19 protein-coding genes are annotated in these 17,437 nt (G+C 40.3%); 8 read left to right on the forward strand and 11 right to left on the reverse strand.

Translation table 11 applies throughout. The annotated features are described in order from the left end of the window. Positions 1-77 precede the first annotated feature (77 nt). Positions 78-1,454 carry an MATE family efflux transporter gene (locus V1500_RS16100; RefSeq protein WP_409300771.1) on the forward strand — a complete coding sequence of 459 codons (1,377 nt, stop codon included), beginning with the start codon at positions 78-80 and terminating at the stop codon, positions 1,452-1,454. A gap of 298 nt (positions 1,455-1,752) precedes the next feature. Here V1500_RS16100 and V1500_RS16105 read toward each other — a convergent pair whose 3' ends face one another. After that, positions 1,753-2,754: a Gfo/Idh/MocA family protein gene (locus tag V1500_RS16105; protein WP_409300773.1), complete on the reverse strand. Its 1,002-nt coding sequence runs from the start codon at positions 2,752-2,754 to the stop codon at positions 1,753-1,755. Positions 2,755-3,186: 432 nt separating this feature from the next. Continuing rightward, positions 3,187-3,792 (reverse strand): TetR/AcrR family transcriptional regulator, encoded by a 606-nt coding sequence (locus tag V1500_RS16110; RefSeq protein ID WP_409300775.1) that lies wholly within the window; start codon positions 3,790-3,792, stop codon positions 3,187-3,189. A 176-nt stretch (positions 3,793-3,968) separates the two neighbouring features. Here V1500_RS16110 and V1500_RS16115 point away from each other — a divergent pair, with 176 nt between their 5' ends. Both V1500_RS16115 and V1500_RS16120 read left to right on the forward strand, forming a co-directional pair. After that, positions 3,969-4,694 carry an ABC transporter ATP-binding protein gene (locus tag V1500_RS16115; protein WP_409300777.1) on the forward strand — a complete coding sequence of 242 codons (726 nt, stop codon included), beginning with the start codon at positions 3,969-3,971 and terminating at the stop codon, positions 4,692-4,694. Further along, a complete protein-coding gene (locus V1500_RS16120) occupies positions 4,691-5,740 on the forward strand; it encodes an ABC transporter permease (protein ID WP_409300779.1) in 1,050 nt (349 codons plus the stop codon). Before V1500_RS16115 ends, V1500_RS16120 begins: the two co-directional genes overlap by 4 nt. A 96-nt stretch (positions 5,741-5,836) precedes the next feature. Here the strand turns inward: V1500_RS16120 and V1500_RS16125 are convergent, their stop codons facing one another. From V1500_RS16125 to V1500_RS16150, 6 genes are all read right to left on the reverse strand, one after another. Further along, the gene (locus V1500_RS16125; protein ID WP_409300781.1) at positions 5,837-6,496 is read right to left on the reverse strand and encodes a hypothetical protein; all 660 of its coding nucleotides are present in this window, start codon (positions 6,494-6,496) and stop codon (positions 5,837-5,839) included. 225 nt (positions 6,497-6,721) lie between these two features. Next, positions 6,722-7,390: a hypothetical protein gene (locus V1500_RS16130; RefSeq protein ID WP_409300783.1), complete on the reverse strand. Its 669-nt coding sequence runs from the start codon at positions 7,388-7,390 to the stop codon at positions 6,722-6,724. Between the two features lie 202 nt (positions 7,391-7,592). Beyond that, positions 7,593-8,021 (reverse strand): hypothetical protein, encoded by a 429-nt coding sequence (locus V1500_RS16135; RefSeq protein ID WP_409300785.1) that lies wholly within the window; start codon positions 8,019-8,021, stop codon positions 7,593-7,595. Between the two features lie 213 nt (positions 8,022-8,234). Continuing rightward, positions 8,235-9,650, reverse strand: coding sequence for an NAD-dependent malic enzyme (locus V1500_RS16140; protein ID WP_409300786.1), 1,416 nt, complete (start codon positions 9,648-9,650; stop codon positions 8,235-8,237). Positions 9,651-10,390: 740 nt separating this feature from the next. Then, the gene (locus V1500_RS16145) at positions 10,391-11,701 is read right to left on the reverse strand and encodes a hemolysin family protein (protein ID WP_409300788.1); all 1,311 of its coding nucleotides are present in this window, start codon (positions 11,699-11,701) and stop codon (positions 10,391-10,393) included. A gap of 131 nt (positions 11,702-11,832) precedes the next feature. After that, positions 11,833-12,279 carry a MerR family transcriptional regulator gene (locus V1500_RS16150; protein ID WP_409300790.1) on the reverse strand — a complete coding sequence of 149 codons (447 nt, stop codon included), beginning with the start codon at positions 12,277-12,279 and terminating at the stop codon, positions 11,833-11,835. A 238-nt stretch (positions 12,280-12,517) separates the two neighbouring features. Between V1500_RS16150 and V1500_RS16155 the strand changes: the two genes are divergently transcribed. Next, a complete protein-coding gene (locus tag V1500_RS16155; protein WP_409300791.1) occupies positions 12,518-13,240 on the forward strand; it encodes a ZIP family metal transporter in 723 nt (240 codons plus the stop codon). A gap of 101 nt (positions 13,241-13,341) precedes the next feature. Here V1500_RS16155 and V1500_RS16160 read toward each other — a convergent pair whose 3' ends face one another. The 3 genes from V1500_RS16160 to V1500_RS16170 all read right to left on the reverse strand — a co-directional run bounded on the left by V1500_RS16160 (position 13,342) and on the right by V1500_RS16170 (position 15,138). Next, a complete protein-coding gene (locus tag V1500_RS16160; RefSeq protein ID WP_409300792.1) occupies positions 13,342-13,695 on the reverse strand; it encodes a hypothetical protein in 354 nt (117 codons plus the stop codon). 205 nt (positions 13,696-13,900) lie between these two features. Further along, positions 13,901-14,095: a hypothetical protein gene (locus tag V1500_RS16165; RefSeq protein ID WP_409300794.1), complete on the reverse strand. Its 195-nt coding sequence runs from the start codon at positions 14,093-14,095 to the stop codon at positions 13,901-13,903. 347 nt (positions 14,096-14,442) lie between these two features. Then, positions 14,443-15,138, reverse strand: coding sequence for a class I SAM-dependent methyltransferase (locus V1500_RS16170; RefSeq protein WP_409300796.1), 696 nt, complete (start codon positions 15,136-15,138; stop codon positions 14,443-14,445). A gap of 259 nt (positions 15,139-15,397) precedes the next feature. Between V1500_RS16170 and V1500_RS16175 the strand changes: the two genes are divergently transcribed. From V1500_RS16175 to V1500_RS16190, 4 genes are all read left to right on the forward strand, one after another. After that, complete coding sequence (locus tag V1500_RS16175) at positions 15,398-15,541, forward strand: YjcZ family sporulation protein (protein WP_409300797.1); 144 nt, start codon at positions 15,398-15,400, stop codon at positions 15,539-15,541. Between the two features lie 55 nt (positions 15,542-15,596). Then, entirely contained in the window at positions 15,597-15,686 is a 90-nt protein-coding gene (locus V1500_RS16180) for a YjcZ family sporulation protein (RefSeq protein ID WP_409300799.1), read from the forward strand. A gap of 309 nt (positions 15,687-15,995) precedes the next feature. Then, positions 15,996-16,382, forward strand: a complete 387-nt coding sequence (gene panD / locus V1500_RS16185; protein WP_409300800.1) for an aspartate 1-decarboxylase — start codon at positions 15,996-15,998, stop codon at positions 16,380-16,382. 61 nt (positions 16,383-16,443) lie between these two features. After that, entirely contained in the window at positions 16,444-17,223 is a 780-nt protein-coding gene (locus tag V1500_RS16190; protein WP_409300802.1) for a YheC/YheD family protein, read from the forward strand. Positions 17,224-17,437: the final 214 nt, after the last annotated feature.

Here is a 17,437-nt window from a genome sequence, read left to right on the forward strand (position 1 = left end):
ATTATAAAAGGAATAGTGTGCCAATACTTGAAATAATTCATCCTTATACGATGGAGTCCTTTGAAGGAGATCTATATATGTACCAAACCTTTACTTTACAGGAAAAATTAAAACAAATCTTCCTGATGCTGATTCCCATTTTAATTACACAGCTTGGCATGTTCTCGATGGTATTTTTCAATACGATCTTGTCGGGCAGGTACAGTGAATCGGTCCTCGCAGGAGTTGCAATCGGCTCGGCTATATGGAATCCGGTATTTACGGGCTTGAGCGGAATCTTGCTCGCTGTTTCACCCATTGCAGCACAGCGCTTCGGCGAAAAAAAGAGCACGGACGTCATTTCTGTTTTAACCCATGGCATTTATCTGGCGATTCTCATTTCATTGCTGGTTATCATTCTAGGGGCATTCCTGTTAGAGCCACTAATGAATATTATGAATCTTCCTTCTACCGCGCGAAGTATTGGCCATGACTACCTGGTTGGCCTAGGATTTGGAATTATCCCTTTATTCATTTTTAATGTTCTGAGATCATTCATCTATGCACTCGGAAAGACAAGGATTGTCATGTTCATTCTTATCTCAGCCTTGCCTATCAACTTGTTTTTAAATTTTGTACTCATTTTTGGCAAATGGGGGTTCCCGGAGCTAGGCGGAGCAGGAGCAGGGTATGCAACCTCTGTTACCTATTGGGTTATGGCAGGTATTACTCTTGTAATCATCCAAACAAAGGAACCATTCTCGAATTACTTTTCGCTATCTGCATTTAAAAGGTTTTCCATGAAGGAATGTAAGGAAATATTGGCAATCGGCGTGCCAATGGGGCTTTCCATTTTCTTTGAAACAAGCATGTTTGCAGTTGTTACCATCTTAATAAGCAAATTCAATATTACTACTATCGCAGCTTATCAATCTGCTCTTAACATCGTAGCCTTTCTATATATGATTCCAATGAGCATATCAATGGCGCAGACGGTATTAGTCAGTTACGAGGTGGGAGCACGCCGCTACAAGGATGCAAAGGCATATAGCTGGCTCGGGATTTATTTGTCCATCGCCATTGCTGTACTCGCCGGATTGTTTGTTGTTTTATTCAGATATGATGTAGCTGGTCTTTATTCAACGGAGCCTGAGGTGATTGTACTTACAGCCCAATTCCTGATTTACGCCCTGTTTTTCCAAATATCTGACGCAATCCAGGTGACCGCTCTTGCTGCCTTAAGAGGCTACAAGGATGTCAATATAGCTTTCATCATGACCCTTGTCGCCTATTGGGGAATTTGCCTGCCCACCGGCTACATTTTGGCCCATTATTCCGAGCTTGGCGCGAGGGGCTATTGGATTGGCCTCACCTCAGGGCTGCTGGCAGCGGGTATTGCCTTATCCATAAGGCTGATTATCATCCAGAAGAAAAAATTCGCTGATCATGCACTGACTGAAGAGATTGCTTCTTAAATTAAACTCCAAATATCACCATAGAAAAACGAGTGTCCCCTAGCTGGGTTCTGCACTCGTTTTTATCTTTCATCGATGGATTCCATCCCGATATCCATTTATTTTTATAAACAGACCAATCATATAAACCTGCCAAACTACTATTCATTGATACTTCCCGAGGCATTGGGAAGGGGACTTCCCTTCTTAGATGTTTTCATATTATTTGTCGAGGTGTCCCAGTATCGATCAATCTCAATATGTGCATAAATGCTAGTAATGAGATTGTTAAAGAGTTTTATAGCAGCCATTTAACAACTCAAACTAAAAAATCAGCCAACACTATCCTTCGGCCTTGCTCATTTGAAACGCTTGCGGCCTCATTGATCAAGGTTAACCTCATAAAATCCTCTTCAGTCAGCGTCGGCTCCGCCGCTTCCAATATGGCATCCACCCATTGCTCCATCGGCAAGGGAATGGCCTCGGGCAAATCTGGCTCGATCCATTCCTCCCCTGTCTGTTTACTTTTAAGCCGGACGGTTTGGTCTTCAATCAATAAGGTTCCCTCTGTTCCAAATATTTGTAGCTGAAAGGGGCTTCCTGCAGATATAAAGCTAGTTTCTAGCGTCCCTAAAGCTCCTGATTCGTATTCAACGATGACCACTGCATTATCATCTACTTCGTATCCCAATGTTTCCTGAAGTTTTGCAGTTACCGCTTTAGCCTTTCCAGCTAACCGATTTGTTAAATAAATCGGATGGGCACCGAGATCAATCAGAGCTCCCCCACCGGTTTGCTGCTTGTTATAAAAGTATTCTGGAAGCCATCCCTTACTACCTTCTCCAGTAGGGACCGCGCCATTGTGGGCTGCTCTGCACCGGATCGAAGTCAATCTGCCAAGTGTACCCTTGTCAATTACTGCTTGGGCATAGAGATAATAATTTTCAGTTAAGCGGGGCAGGGATACCATGAGCTGGACTTGATTCTCTTTTACCGCTGATAAAATTTCCAGACAGTCTTCAACAGTGAATGCCAGTACCTTTTCAGTAAAAATATGCTTTTTATTGTTGGCGGCTTGAATCATGATTTCTTTATGTAGATTAGTAGGTGTGTCGACAATAACCGCATCAATCTCGGGATCGCTTAATACTTTTCCCATTTCACTTTCAAAAGGAACTTCAAGCTGACCTGCCCACTTTCGCCCCCGTTCCACCTCTTCATCCCATACAACCTTAATGTTTATATTCTTATTTTGTATGGCCTGACGGGCATAATCCTCCGCATGAACATGCCACTTGCTTAGCAATGCAATATTTAACAATGGTCCCGCCTCCTAAACACAGAATTTTTTTAATCTGCTCCCTTGAATTTCATAATAAAATATCTTCATTTTAGTAAAAGAGTTCTGCATCTTCCAACAAGGTTGACCGAATCGCATAAATTACCCTATAATCCGTTCAAGAAGTATGATATTTTTATAAATTCCTACCATTTATGATCGAAATTTACATTTTTCCTGAACTAAAAGCCATATGCAGTCGGCTTACTAGGGGAGAACTATTTCCACACCTCTTTCATCTCTATTAACCCTTTTTTATTCCTCTTTAACCGGTTTCCTGGCTGTAAAAAAAATAAACATCTACTGATACTCGCAAGATCGGTATATTTCAAAATAAAAAGCCCCAAGAACATATGGAGCAAACACTATACAGTCTCAAAAACCCGGCTAATTATTCAATCCTTTTCACCAGATTTACAGCCTGCTCGCCTGTATCCTAATAAAATTCAGGATCTTAAAATGCATTACAGCCATTTCTTCAGGGGTATTTGGCATCCCTCTTTCCAGCCACTCCTCAATCAATCCAAACAAGGCGGATGTGGCAAACGCAGGCATGTACTCATGGAACATAGGGACATTTGTGTCCTTAAGTGAGCTATATTGAACAAAAACACTGTGAAAGGTATGTCTTACAATCCTTTTCATTTTCTTTTGGAATGCAGGGTCACCTTTTACTCCGAGCAATACTGTAAAGGACCTCCCATTCTCCTTTAAATACCGAAACACATCTACCAAAGGTGGATAAGCAACTTCCGCGGATACATATTTCATTCCTTTCACAATATTGATTTCCTTCAATACTGCCTGCAATCCATCCAGCAGTTCCTCCTGGACTCTTTCCATCAACTCATATTTATCCCTGTAATGAAGGTAAAAAGTCCCACGGTTCAAATGGGCATTTGAGGCAATATCCCTCACTGTCATCGATTCAAAACCCTTCTGTTCCATTAGGTTAATTATGGTTTCTTTCAGCAATTTCCTTGTCCCCGCCACCATTTGATCGTGGATTTTTTCTTTCATATTCCCTCCAATCAACACATTGCGATTTTTTGTTCATTGAATTTGTTTTATCTCAATTGTAGTATGAGGGTGAAAAGACAATCAACACTTTGTTCAGCGGGCCGGGCCAAATACACAAAAAATACATGAGGCAGTTATCCGCTTATATTCAAAATGAATTCTAGGGGGAATTGGATATGAAAGAAACAGTCCTCATCAAAAACGTAAGCAAAAGCTTTGGCAAGAAAGTGATACTCGAGAACATCAATCTTTCTATCCATGGGGGGCAAATCTATGGCTTTATCGGCCCTTCAGGAGCAGGGAAAACAACATTGGTCAAGATGATTGTCGGTATGGATCGTATGGATGCAGGTACCATCCATGTATTAAATAATAAAATGCCGGATTTGAACATCCTGCAGGAAATCGGCTACATGGCCCAATCAGACGCCCTTTATTCTGAGCTGTCTGGTGCTGAAAATCTACATTTCTTTGCATCCCTTTATCAATTGGAAAAAGCTGAAAGGAAGCGGCGTATCATGTATGCTGCAGAACTGGTCAATCTAGAGGACGATCTGAAGAAAAAAGTCTCATCCTACTCCGGAGGAATGAAACGCCGGCTTTCCCTTGCGATTGCACTTGTCCAGAATCCCAAAATATTGATTCTCGACGAACCGACTGTCGGTATAGATCCGGAATTGCGATTGTCGATTTGGAACGAACTAATTCGACTTAAAAACGAAGAAGGCAAAACCATCATTGTGACCACTCATGTCATGGATGAGGCGGAACGCTGTGATTTCGTCGCCATGGTAAGGGACGGCTGCATTCTATCGAGCGGGAGTCCAGGGGAACTAAAGGATCGGTATGAGGTGCATTCATTCGAAGAAGTATTCCTGAAGGCAGGAGGGAGAAGGTCATGAGAATTCTTGCTATAGTGAAACGGATATCCCAGCAGATGCGCCGGGACAAAAGGACATTGGCTATGCTGTTTATCGCTCCCCTTCTTATTTTGACATTGATGTATTTTTTGTTTAACGGGAAAGACGTGAAACCCGTACTCGGTATAGTAAACATCGATGATCGGCTAATACAAATGCTCCAGGAGCAGGATATTACCATTAAGCATATTCAAAAGGCATCCCATACAAATGTCATAAAGCACAACCTGGAGGGCTTGCTTGAAAATAAAAATGGACACTACAAGCTGATCCTCCAAAACAGTGACCCATCTGCATCCAGAGGACTGCAGATCAAGGTGAATCAAGCTGTAGCTGCCCATCAGCAGACGAGGATGCTTGGCAATAATACTTCCACAAAGACACAAAATATAATTAAAACAAGTTATGTTTATGGCAGCGGCGATACGGAATTTTTTGCAGTCCTTAGCCCGATATTGGTTGGTTTTTTCGTGTTTTTTTTCGTATTTTTAATATCAGGCATCGGTTTATTAAAGGAACGCACAACAGGTACTCTGGAAAGATTATTGGCTACGCCGATACGCAGATGGGAGATTGTTGCTGGCTATCTTGTCGGGTATGGGATTTTCGCGGTCTTTCAAACAGCTATTATCGTTTTATATGCTGTAAATATACTGGACATTGTCTTGGCCGGATCCATCTGGAATGTTTTCCTTATCAATTTAGTCCTGGCATTGGCTGCCCTTTCCCTTGGAACGCTTTTGTCGAGCTTTGCTGCTTCAGAATTTCAAATGGTCCAATTCATCCCGCTTGTGGTTATTCCCCAGGTTTTTTTCGCCGGAATCCTCCCATTTAACGGAATGGCTGATTGGCTTCAAGCCGTAGGTAAAATTATGCCGCTCTACTACGCGGGAGATGCATTGAAGGCTGTTATGTATAAAGGATTGGGTCTGGCTGATATTGCCGGTGATATGCTTGCACTAGTAATATTTGCAGTATTATTTATCTGCTTGAATATCCTAGCCTTGAAAAAATACCGTACTCTATAAACCGCAAAGGACATTAAACAATGCCAGTTGTTTATTGTCTTTTTTTGTGATTTTTCTATTCAGCAACTGGTTTACTTATGGTACGTTCCTATACATTCAATCGGATTTTTTATCATCCCTCTTTTTAATAATGATGCTATAAGGTATGGTATCTACAGCTAGTTCATTAACTTTGGATCTTATGATTCCTTTCGTATATTTTTCTATTTCTTTCGCTTTTTTTTCATCAGCTTCTGTTAAATCCGTTACGATGGTAATTTGTAAGGGGGCAGGTTTAAATGAATATGCAAAGCCTCTATACTCTTTATATTTTTTGTGAATTTCCTCACTGACTGCAATTAAAATGGAAGTCCACTTTTCATCCCTGATTTCAGATTCGGTTTTTCTTTTTACATTTACGTCAAATTCTACTTTCGTCTCGGCTGAGACTGTGTGCACTGCCAATGCTTTTATATCCCTCTGTACATTCTGGTAATATTTTGTCGTTCCTTCCACTTTAATTTCCACAATAGGCTTTGGAGCTAATGGAATTGTCAGCACAGACACATTGTTAACTCTATAGCCAGCATTCTGTAATGATTCAGTTGTTGCCTTTGTCACCCTGGAGGATAGCTTTACAAACTTTTGCTCCGTCTTCCGTGCCTGTTTTCTCTGTTGCAATTGTTTTTCCTTTTCATCAATCAAATGATTATTGCTATATGTGCCAAACAATATAAACATACAAGCCAGCACCATTGATAAGGCCTTTCTGTTCATTATTGTCCTCCCTGTATTAGGAATGTTATTCCCATAGTATGCTTACTATGGACATAGGAGAACGATTTTAACAGACTGGAATTCTTTTACCAATTTGGCAGGTCACTATTAATAATAGACTCGAGTAAATAGCATGAGTATTTATTTGAGTAAACAAAAAAACTGCGATACACAGATCACAGCTTCACAACATACTGTTAATAACAAGTTTTTGCAACTAAAACGTTAAATTGTCCACTGGTCATGAACGATACCTACTAGATACCAGTGATTCCCTTTTTTCTGGTATACAAGCCGCAAGCTGGACCAGTCCATACCCGAATATTTCCTTGTTCCGCTAACATGATATTCCACCACAATGGATCCAGGATATACACTGCGTATATTATTTACCGTATTGCCTGTTTTAATTACCTGGTTGTAGCTTACGTGCTTTGTCCTTGCATAGTCCCTGTCATATACGAATTTTCGGTAATACTGTGTAAAGGTCAGCTTAATGGGAGTTCCAGAGCCGTCATATGTCCCCCAGCGATATACTTTGTTGGACAAGGAAAGCATTCTTAACTGTTTGGCAGGAAATATAAGATCATGTTTAACATCTACATATGTGTAGGGAGAAAACCTGAGTCCTTTTGTTGGGTGAACTAATTTTCCAACTCTTTCCATATCATTGTATTTAAGTGCGTTAATTACTTTTTCAGATGTTTTATAAATGGTCTTTTGCGCTTGATTCGAAGATAGGAAGTTAGCTTGCGACACTTTTTTTATCGTTTGGTGAGAGCTGTTAGCTGTTACGGAAGATTCACCTGACTGAAGCTCTGCTGCATTTACAGCACTCAAATTAGAACCAAAAAGCAGCATGGAAACACCTAATAAGAGTCCCTTCCATTTCATACTGTTCATCATCCTCCACTCAATATAGGTACTTTCTATAATACAAGCTACTTAAAGGGCATTGGACCGGCTTCTCATGAACATAACCAACCCAATGTAAAAACGCAGGATGGATTAATATGACCTGCTACATTCCATGCTAACCGATATGATCTTGTACTTGTAGCATTTGTTATTTTGTTTTTCATACAATTTTTTCGATTTACACATAAAACGACAAATAGGTCCCATCGAACACCACGCTTTTTACCGTTCTATAGCAGTAAAGCCTCAAGCTATTTAATGTCGCCAAAATTTTTGCTTCCATATCAGCAAAAATCCAGATCCAAAGAATGAGCCATCCTGGACTGACCACAATCAGTGCAAACAGTTCAATTGTTATGGAAAACCTGTTATTCTGCATAGTGATTCCCAAAGCATTTCGGCGCAGCTTCTCTTTGAAAGGAAGCTTGCTGAGAATATCTCCCATAAAAGCTGTATCCGCTGTCTCCAGCACCTGCTCTCCCCATTGCAATTCAACAGTTGCAGAAGCAAGCGCAGGTACGTCATACACACCATCTTCAGCCATTTCAACTTTTCCAATGTCAATGCGAAGCCATGTAGACGAAATCGAAGCAGGTGATACAGCCATTATGTATGATACCTGAATAATTTATTAGTATCAGACTGCGCAGATTTTCACTATACCCCTCTTTCCTACACTAAATATCAGAGAAATAGAGGTATAAAAAGAAAAGAAAAACACCAGGCGATTTACCTGGTGTCTTTAGATAATCCCATATTGCTATTTTTTTTAACAGTGGAAAACGGTTAATATAGTGAACAGGGAGAATAAAGTATGTACTTATTCACGCAATTCTTTACGTGCAACTCCTGTCTCATAAGCAGCCTTGACCACTGCTTCGCGGACACGTTTTACAACCTTGTCATTGAACACGCTTGGAATAATATAGGTTTCGGTTAGTTCTTCGTCACTTACCACTGACGCTATCGCTTCAGCCGCCGCAACCTTCATTTCTTCATTTATGTCAGTCGCGCGGCAATCAAGTGCACCCCTGAAAATGCCTGGGAAACAAAGAACATTATTGATCTGGTTAGGATAATCGGAACGGCCTGTGGCCATTACTTTTACATATGGCTCAGCAACCTCAGGATCAATTTCAGGCTGAGGGTTGGCCATTGCAAATACAATCGGATCTTTCGCCATGGATTTGACATCTTCAACTTTTAAAATTCCAGGCGCTGAAAGCCCGATAAATACATCAGCCCCAGCAATCACATCGGAAAGTGACCCTTTTAAATTGTCCGGGTTTGTAATATCAGCATATTGATTCCAATAAGGGTTGTCATATTCGGTATCCCGGTTTATAGCCCCGTTCTTGTCAACTCCTATAATATTTTTGACACCGGCCTGAAGAAGAATCTTGGTACACGCATTCCCTGCAGCACCTATTCCAGTCAAAACGACTTTAATGTCTTCCATTTTCTTGCCTGTAATTCTTAAAGCATTGATCAATCCAGCAAGGAGAACGACAGCAGTACCATGCTGGTCATCATGAAATACCGGGATATCAAGCTCTTCCTTCAGCCTTTGTTCAATTTCAAAGCATCTTGGTGCTGAAATATCTTCCAGGTTAATTCCGCCGAAAGCTGGAGCAAAAGCTTTAATAGTGCGAATGATTTCTTCCGTATCCTTTGTATCTAAGCACAACGGGAAGGAATCTACATTTGCGAGCTGCTTGAACAGCATTGCCTTCCCTTCCATAACTGGCATAGCGGCAGCTGGACCGATATCCCCCAGACCAAGGACTGCTGTACCGTCGGACACCACAGCTACTGTATTCCGTTTTATTGTTAATGTATACGCTTTCTCAGGTTCTTGCGCAATTGCCGTACATACATTTGCGACACCCGGCGTATAGACCCTTGCCAAATCTTCACGGTTCTTGATTTTTGTTTTTAGAGCTGTCTCGATTTTCCCACCCAAATGCATGAGGAAGGTCCGGTCAGACACTTGCAGGACTTTTACGCCTTTCTGCGCTGAAAGCAGTTCTCCAAGAAGCTGGCTTTGCTTTACACCCTGGACATTAACGGTGATATCTCTAATCGTATGGGTCTTATTGGATGATATTACGTCCACCCCAATTATATCTCCACCTGCAGCACTGACGCAGCTTGCAATGTCGCCGAATGAAAAAACATCGACATCCAATTGTAAGCGCATAATTATATGTGTACTTGAACCTGTAGCAACCGCCATGTAGGTACCCTCCCGTAAGTTAAATAGATTATTGTCGTTATCTTTATAAGTATAAAGTTAAATCTTATGTCTTGGCTGCTTTTTTTAGTTAAAAAAGTAGAAACATATAACATTTTGTACTATACATATTTTTTTAAAAACTATCAATAAAGAACATCCCTAGACAAAACTACCACTTTAAATTGATTTCAGCCTGACAAAAATATTATATTCTAAATAGTAAAATTACTACAGTTTTTTTTCAAATTGTGTTGATTGGAGTATGCCGTCCATTCTATTTGTTTGATTTATCAGCGGCATGATTCTTTGATTTAACCTCCAAAGAAACGACAATATTAACGGTGTGTATTTGTATCAGCAAGGTTTTCATCAGAATGATCCGGTTTACCAGGCTCTTCAATCGCCAAACCGCCAGTTTCATGGTCAGCTGCCATTGTGAGGCCGACTCCGAAAACAAACAAACCATGACAGCCGCAAGTGCGATAGCATATCGTTTTGCTGTGTCCAACCTATTATTTTATGTATGTTACTTATATTTGTCCTAAGAGTTTATAAGATTTGCATTGTTTTACTTTTAATGCCTTGGAAAAGGCAGCTTCTGCAACATAACATATAAACAGCCTCATACATACAGCATAACACCCATGTCAGCCGTTATTTTTAACGAATACGATAATCCGGACATAAAAAAATCCAGCTCAAGGCTGGATGTGACATACTTCAAGTATTACTTGTTTCCCTTACACTTCAACCGGCTGTTTTTCCAGGGCTTCTACCTCTACAGCTTTTATGTGAAAATCTTCCATTTCAACGATCTTAAATCGATAGTTTTCAAGCATAATGGACTCACCTTCCATAATATCCATCTTCTCTGTAAGCAGCCAGCCGCTGATGGTATCGACTTCACGATCATCGATGTCCAAACCGAATAGGTTATTTACTTCTTCAATTAATACTTTTCCGTCCAGAACTGTCTTGTTCGGGCTTATCTTATTAATATCAGGCACTTCATCTGCGTCAAACTCATCCCTGATTTCTCCAACAATCTGCTCAAGAATATCTTCTACGGTTACAAGTCCGGCCGTCCCTCCATATTCATCCAACAGGATGGCCATATGAATGCGTTCCTTTTGCATTTTCAGAAGCAAGTCATGAATGGCGATCATTTCCATTACCATGATTACCGGCCGGATGAATTGCTCGATTGAGCCATCCTCAGACTTCCCTTTAATGATCCCCGTAAAAACGTCCTTCATGTTTATCATGCCAATAATATGGTCCTTATCACCATCCGTCACAGGATATCTTGTATAATTCTCCCGGCTTACTACAGCCAGAAAGTCCTTTATAGATTCAGATTTATCAAAGGCGTAAATCTCCGTCCTGGGAACCATAATCTCTTTGGCAACACGGTCATCAAATGCAAATATGTTACTTACATACTTAAATTCAGACTGATTTATCTCTCCACTTTGATAGCTTTCTGACAAGATAATTCTTAATTCCTCTTCGGAATGGGCCATCTCATGCTCAGATGCAGGTTTTAAACCAAATATGCCTGTTACAAAACGGGCAGAGCCATTCAAAGCTTTAATGAATGGATACAACACGTTATAAAAGGCTTTCATAGGACCCGAAAATGCCAATACCACCGTTTCTGCCTTCTGGATGGCAACCGTTTTGGGTGCCAGTTCGCCTATTACAACATGGAGGAATGTGACTGAGGCAAACGCTATAGCGAATGATACCACCTCTGTTACCGATTCAGCGAGATTTAGTTTTTCAAACAATGGATGCAGGACTGCTTCAACTGTAGGTTCTCCCAGCCAACCTAGCCCTAAAGCGGTAACTGTGATGCCTAGCTGGCAGGCTGACAAATAATCATCCAGCTTTGAAACAATAATCTTGGCTGCATTAGCCCTTTTATTGCCTTCAGCTATAAGCTGATCAATTCTTGAGCTGCGGACCTTTACTATAGCAAACTCAAAAGCTACAAAGAAGCCTGTTAGTGCAATCAAGACTGCTATCATTAAAAATTTAAAAAGTATCAAATGGTTTCCTTGTCGTAAAAATACGCAAGGAATACACCTCCTGTTTATGTTTCCACAATAACAATGCTGTATTTCTATTGCTCAGCACTGGCATATACTTCACCAGATATGCTGATTAGTAATTCCATTTTTCAATTAAGCAATATTTGTAAGGATTTTGCCAATCCCAATCCCTTGGAAGACATTCTTTGTAAAAGTAGTTCCTTTTGTTGGCTGTTCAACTTTTCAAACAGCGGTTTCAATTCCCTAAGCTCTTCTTCAAGATGATGCATCACTTCGAGAATTTGTGTACAATGTTTCTCAAATTTTTCTTCATTCATTACATCACATGAATGGAGCAGATCAATAGTTTCTTTAATTTCCTGAAGCGGCATGTTCAGCTTCTTATAATGGATAATAAGTTCTAAGATTCGAATGGCTTCTTCCCCGTACAAACGATAATTGGAATCATTCCGGACCGGAATCAGCAATCCAAGTTTAGTATAGTAATCTACTGTCCTTTTAGAAATATCCATTTGCTTTGCAAGATCGCCTATACGATAGTACTTCCCAAACCACTCTCTCCCTTCCTGAAGCATGCATTCATATCTTATTATTATATAATTTTCAAACCATACAGTCAACGTTACGGTTGGTATGATTGATTATAAGGCGGTTTAAATATAACGGACAACTTCAAATATAAATATTAACAATATTTGATAATGCATTTTCTACAGCGAAATCACGCGCATGCTTCCCTTTTTCCCTGCTTGTACCTTAAACGTTTATGTCAACCAGTTGTGGGTAGATATTTGAATGAAAGGAGAGATAAATATGTGGACTGCTGCAATGTGGGGCGGGATTTCGGGCTCCGCTGTACTTTTAGGTGCATTGGCATCCATGTTTTTGCCAATCAAAAAGAAAATGATCGGCTATATAATGGCATTCGGCACGGGAGTATTAATTGGAGCAGCTTCTTATGAACTTCTGGGTGATTCAATAGCAGATGGCGGGGTTACACCAACCAGTATAGGATTTGTTGCAGGAGCTGCAACCTTTACTCTATTCGATTTCTTTGTAGCAAAACATGGGGCCTCCCAAAGAAAAAGGTCGGGTCGGACAGCTGCCGGTGGAGGGCTTGCTATTTTTATAGGGACAATTATGGATGCAATCCCTGAATCAATTATGCTCGGAGCCAGCCTGATCGGACATCAATCAGTAAGCTTCCTTTTAGTAGTAGCCATCTTTTTAAGCAACATACCCGAGGGACTCTCCAGTACGGCCGGAATGGAAAACAGCGGATATTCAAGAACGAAAATTTTTGTTCTTTGGTTATCAGTGTTACTCATTTCCACCTTGGCCTCCTGGGCAGGATACTATTTTCTCGGTGGTGCTTCTGATGCAGTTATGTCAGGCATTGCTGCTTTCGCGGGCGGGGGAATCATAGCCATGGTTGCTTCTACAATGATGCCAGAAGCCTATGAAGACAGCGGACCGATGACTGGCTTGATTGCTTCAATAGGACTATTGGCTTCCTTATTGCTAGACCACCTTTGATAAAGTAAACTCCTTAAAGGGTCTTGCTCTTTAAGGAGTGTTTCCGTTTCGATTCATTTTTGGTTTCATAACTATCAGCCCAGAACCAGATAGGGCCGTAGTTATTGCCGGGTTTTTAATAAAGAGCTAAGGCTTTTTAATGTGTGAAGCCTGGCAGTAAGAATAAACAGTTCGTCATAATTTCTTTGAACATACTCATCCATAACCTCTAATCCTTTTGTAAATCTGTCCACTAATAAATGGGTATACTGTTCATTCCAGTTAAACTGGTTGATTCTGTGAAGTTCATCAGCCAATAAAGCAAGCTTGAATTCGACAATGAAAAGTCTTACCTGGTAGAGTTTGTCCATGTTGAAAATAAAACTTTTTTTATGATCATAGCTTTTATAGACTAGCTCTACAAATCCATTAATACTGTCAGCCAAAAGATTCGCAATTTTCATATTGAAATTCATAGCCCCATCTCCTTACGGTCTATTAACCTAAACACCTTGTAAGAAGATTGTATGAGTAAAATCGGCATTTTAATACATTACAAGACTATTGATTTCTCGAATGCATCCAACAAGGGATCGTTCCAACACACCTTCAATATTGCTTATTTGGTTAATTTTCAGGACTACCCTAGCAGATGGTCCAATTAGTTGCTAGTTAAAACGTCTATCCTCTATAAGCATTCAAAATTGTAAAAGTACATAAAAAAATGACCAAAAAAGAGCCAATATCAACCACAAGCAATGCTAAATCCACTTCATCTTCGAACAAGCTATATTCAAAATTTAATAACCGATGTACTAGAATGGAAATGATTAAGGTTAATACAGCTACCACTCCAGCGACTTTTTGTTCTCTCAATAAACTGCCTCCTCAACGAGTTTCCGGCCCTATTAATATAAATGGGATTCGAACAATTATTGTCTGTCACCCTTATTGGAGGTTTTTAGAAATTTGATACAGCTATAGGCTGTAATATGGAACATATTTTTTGCTTATTGCTCAATTGTAGGTTCAACTTTTATCATAGCTAATTATTCGGTCTTTATGAGAATATCATTACACGAAACCGCAGCTCATTTCCGTATATTTTACAGTATTGGTATTTTAATCGCTCTCTGTTACACTAATATGCTTTCAAAGATTCCTTTACTTGATTTCAAATAAATCTCCAGCTGAGGCGAAAAAATCATTTATATTCTCGATTACTAAGGTTTTTCTGCTCTAAATACACGATAACCTAACTGGTTTGCATAATGAATATTAAATAGCTCATGATTTTGCAATACACCGCTGTATCCTGCCCCCCGGGTTATCCGCTGTTGTTCCAGCTCCTCTCCGACAGTATTCCCTCCTGCTATTTTTACATTTTTAAAACCTGCTGAATAAAATTGCTGCAGCCATTCCCTTTCTGTCAGGACTCCGAAGACCCCATAAAATCTTTTTATTCTATCTTTATCAGGGAGACTTAGATCGTCTTCAGCTGTCATATCTACGGTGAGAAGAACTCCCCCTGGTTTTAATATACGATGAAACTCCAACAGTGTCCTGGGTATGTTAGTAAATACGATTGTCGATTCTGCCAGCACAATATCCAATCTGTTATCTTTACATGGAATATTTTCAAGGTTAGCGTCAAAAAGCTGGATAGGCAGATTTTGCAGCCTGAATCTATCATATGCCTTTTGGAGCATGGCAGGATGTTTGTCTACTGCGTAAATTTGGCAGCGATATACTTTAGCAAGATACTCTGACGTTTGTCCCGTTCCACATCCTGCATCCAAAATTTTTGTCCCCTCGTGAATCACTTCCTTTTTCAATAATCGCTTCGTAAGGGGAAGCCTTCCGGGGTGGGCTCCATCTATACCGAAATATGCAATTGCATCTTGATACGACCTTTCCATTTACATCCCTCTCTCCGGACTTCATTACAACATACTATGGGAAACAACCCACATTGGTACCTTCCTCCTATGAATGGGTCAGCGACCTCTGCACTCGCCTTAATACCCACAGGGAAAAATTGTGATAGTCCGGTTCAGTGCAGACAAATACCACATTTTTAAAAAACAAAGACGTTTGTCCAAGAGGTCTTACAAGAACAACATATAATACATCATGGATGATTGATATCCTGAATATTTTACAAGGGGAGGGAATTCTATGGGTTGCTTCTGGGGATGCGGCGGCGGATATGCTGCACCTGCTACAACTGCTCCTGTTGGATATGGGGGCGGATTCGCATTAATCGTCGTTTTGTTCATTTTGCTTATCATTATTGGCTGCGCATGCTGGGGTGGTTATTAATGATCGTCCCTGCCCTTAGGAATGATCAAACATTAGACCAGGTTGGTGGTAGTACTTGAATAGCTTTGCCATAATTGTCGTACTCTTCATTTTACTCATTATTATCGGCTGCATAGCATGGTCCATTTACAGGGGTTGGATTTAAAACTGGCTCACAAGAGGGCGGCCTTTACTTGCCGTCTTTTTGTTATACCCTCCGTTTTTGCCAACGTTATAAATGGCATCTTACTTACTGAACTGCGGTACACTAGCTTTTGACTGTTAGGGATCTTGCCACAGTAAAACTAAATAATCTTCATTGGATACTATCGAAAATACATAATCCTACGCCTAACATATTAATCAAGCAACTTTCAAATATACCGGCACAATTTATAAAAAATAGGCATTTATCACAAACATATCCGCAGGAGCCCGAATATGTAAAGTAAACGGCATATCTTGGAGGGAACAATTGAAACGTTTTATATGTAAAGGAAAGATCCATAAAGCAACTGTAACAGAAGCGAACTTAAATTATCCCGGCAGCATAACCATAGACAGGGATTTAATGAAGGCTGTCGGAATATTGCCATATGAAATGGTCCAGATCACGAATTTTCGCAATGCTGTCAGGTGGAAAACGTATGCGATTCCTGGAGTTGCTGATTCTGGTGTCATTTGTTTAAACGGGCCTCCTGCGCACCTGTTTACTAAAGGTGACCAGGTCGTCATCCTGTGTATAGGAATTTTTGACGAAGATGAACTCCATGAAGTAAAAACGAAAGTAGCATACGTTGACGAATGGAATAAGATTACCACTCTTGCTGAAAATCCACTTACAGACTTATGGGAGGATTGAAATGGCACATGTAGTCGACCCAGAAAGATTTTTTATTAATAAGTGGGAAATGTATAAAATCTTGAAATCAGCTTCTCCCTTACCGTTTTTCCTGCCTGATACCAAACTTTTTTCAAAATCAGCACTTAAAGATATGATAAGCAAATATAAGCATATATACATCAAACCCTTTAACTCATGGGGTGGGAAAAATGTCAGCACACTGGAGAAGCAACTGCAAGGTGAATATATTTGGACCGTACAGGGCAAGCCTTCAAAAATCTTTATCACCAAAGAAGCTGCATGCAAGGAGATTGAAAGTAAGTCAGATGAACAGAGTTTCATTGTACAGCAGGCAGCACCTATACTTGCCTACGAAAGCCGTCCGTTTGACATTCGGTCACATATCCAGCGAAACCTGGATGGAAATTGGATTTATGAAGGAGATTTAGTCAGAGTAGGCGGAGACAATGCTATTGTTTCCAACGTGGCTATTAGCTCCGGTTCGGTCCAAGAAACTAATAAAATCCTTTCCGCATTATTTCCGCCGGAAGTCCATAATTTGTTGAGTGATAGTTTAGTTAGGTCTTCCTATAGGATTTGCGAAATATTAGACCAATATTATCCATTTATTGAGGTGGGCGTTGATTTTGGCGTTGATTCGAATGGTCGTCTATGGGTGATCGAAGTAAATACAGATGATGCGCTTGGAAGTCCCGAGCGTGAATTGTTTCTTCAATTACCCGATAAAAGCATATATGAAAAAATCATGAAGCGTAGTGAAGAAAATATTGAACAATATTTACGCTTTATGTTTGTGTCTTATTTGAATTATTTGGATGGAAATTCAGAGCAACAATAATTTTTTGGGATTTTTCTGTTGCTGATACCTCCTTATTTTCGGCTTTAAAGCAATGTCTCCTGATATAAGAAAAGGGCAAGCACCCTGATCAAACGACCCTCGGCTAATTACTGTCACGTCCTGTAGCAAACGCCGAGGTCAGCATATCCAGTGCAAGTCCGGCAAGCATAAGACTCACCTCGAAGGATGGCCTGCTTCCGGAGAGGGGTGGCTT

The organism is Peribacillus sedimenti, from assembly GCF_046237635.1.
Lineage (GTDB): Bacteria > Bacillota > Bacilli > Bacillales > DSM-1321 > Peribacillus > Peribacillus sedimenti.

What these genes read in the sequence shown, in the direction of transcription:
- V1500_RS16100 (WP_409300771.1), top strand. Translation starts at nt 78, where the DNA reads ATGTACCAAACCTTTACTTTACAGGAAAAATTAAAACAAATCTTCCTG.
- V1500_RS16160 (WP_409300792.1), bottom strand. Translation starts at nt 13,695, where the DNA reads ATGAATTTCAATATGAAAATTGCGAATCTTTTGGCTGACAGTATTAAT.
- V1500_RS16130 (WP_409300783.1), bottom strand. Translation starts at nt 7,390, where the DNA reads ATGAAATGGAAGGGACTCTTATTAGGTGTTTCCATGCTGCTTTTTGGT.
- V1500_RS16120 (WP_409300779.1), top strand. Translation starts at nt 4,691, where the DNA reads ATGAGAATTCTTGCTATAGTGAAACGGATATCCCAGCAGATGCGCCGG.
- V1500_RS16175 (WP_409300797.1), top strand. Translation starts at nt 15,398, where the DNA reads ATGGGTTGCTTCTGGGGATGCGGCGGCGGATATGCTGCACCTGCTACA.
- V1500_RS16115 (WP_409300777.1), top strand. Translation starts at nt 3,969, where the DNA reads ATGAAAGAAACAGTCCTCATCAAAAACGTAAGCAAAAGCTTTGGCAAG.
- V1500_RS16155 (WP_409300791.1), top strand. Translation starts at nt 12,518, where the DNA reads ATGTGGACTGCTGCAATGTGGGGCGGGATTTCGGGCTCCGCTGTACTT.
- V1500_RS16150 (WP_409300790.1), bottom strand. Translation starts at nt 12,279, where the DNA reads ATGCTTCAGGAAGGGAGAGAGTGGTTTGGGAAGTACTATCGTATAGGC.
- V1500_RS16135 (WP_409300785.1), bottom strand. Translation starts at nt 8,021, where the DNA reads ATGGCTGTATCACCTGCTTCGATTTCGTCTACATGGCTTCGCATTGAC.
- V1500_RS16170 (WP_409300796.1), bottom strand. Translation starts at nt 15,138, where the DNA reads ATGGAAAGGTCGTATCAAGATGCAATTGCATATTTCGGTATAGATGGA.
- V1500_RS16110 (WP_409300775.1), bottom strand. Translation starts at nt 3,792, where the DNA reads ATGAAAGAAAAAATCCACGATCAAATGGTGGCGGGGACAAGGAAATTG.
- V1500_RS16125 (WP_409300781.1), bottom strand. Translation starts at nt 6,496, where the DNA reads ATGAACAGAAAGGCCTTATCAATGGTGCTGGCTTGTATGTTTATATTG.
- V1500_RS16140 (WP_409300786.1), bottom strand. Translation starts at nt 9,650, where the DNA reads ATGGCGGTTGCTACAGGTTCAAGTACACATATAATTATGCGCTTACAA.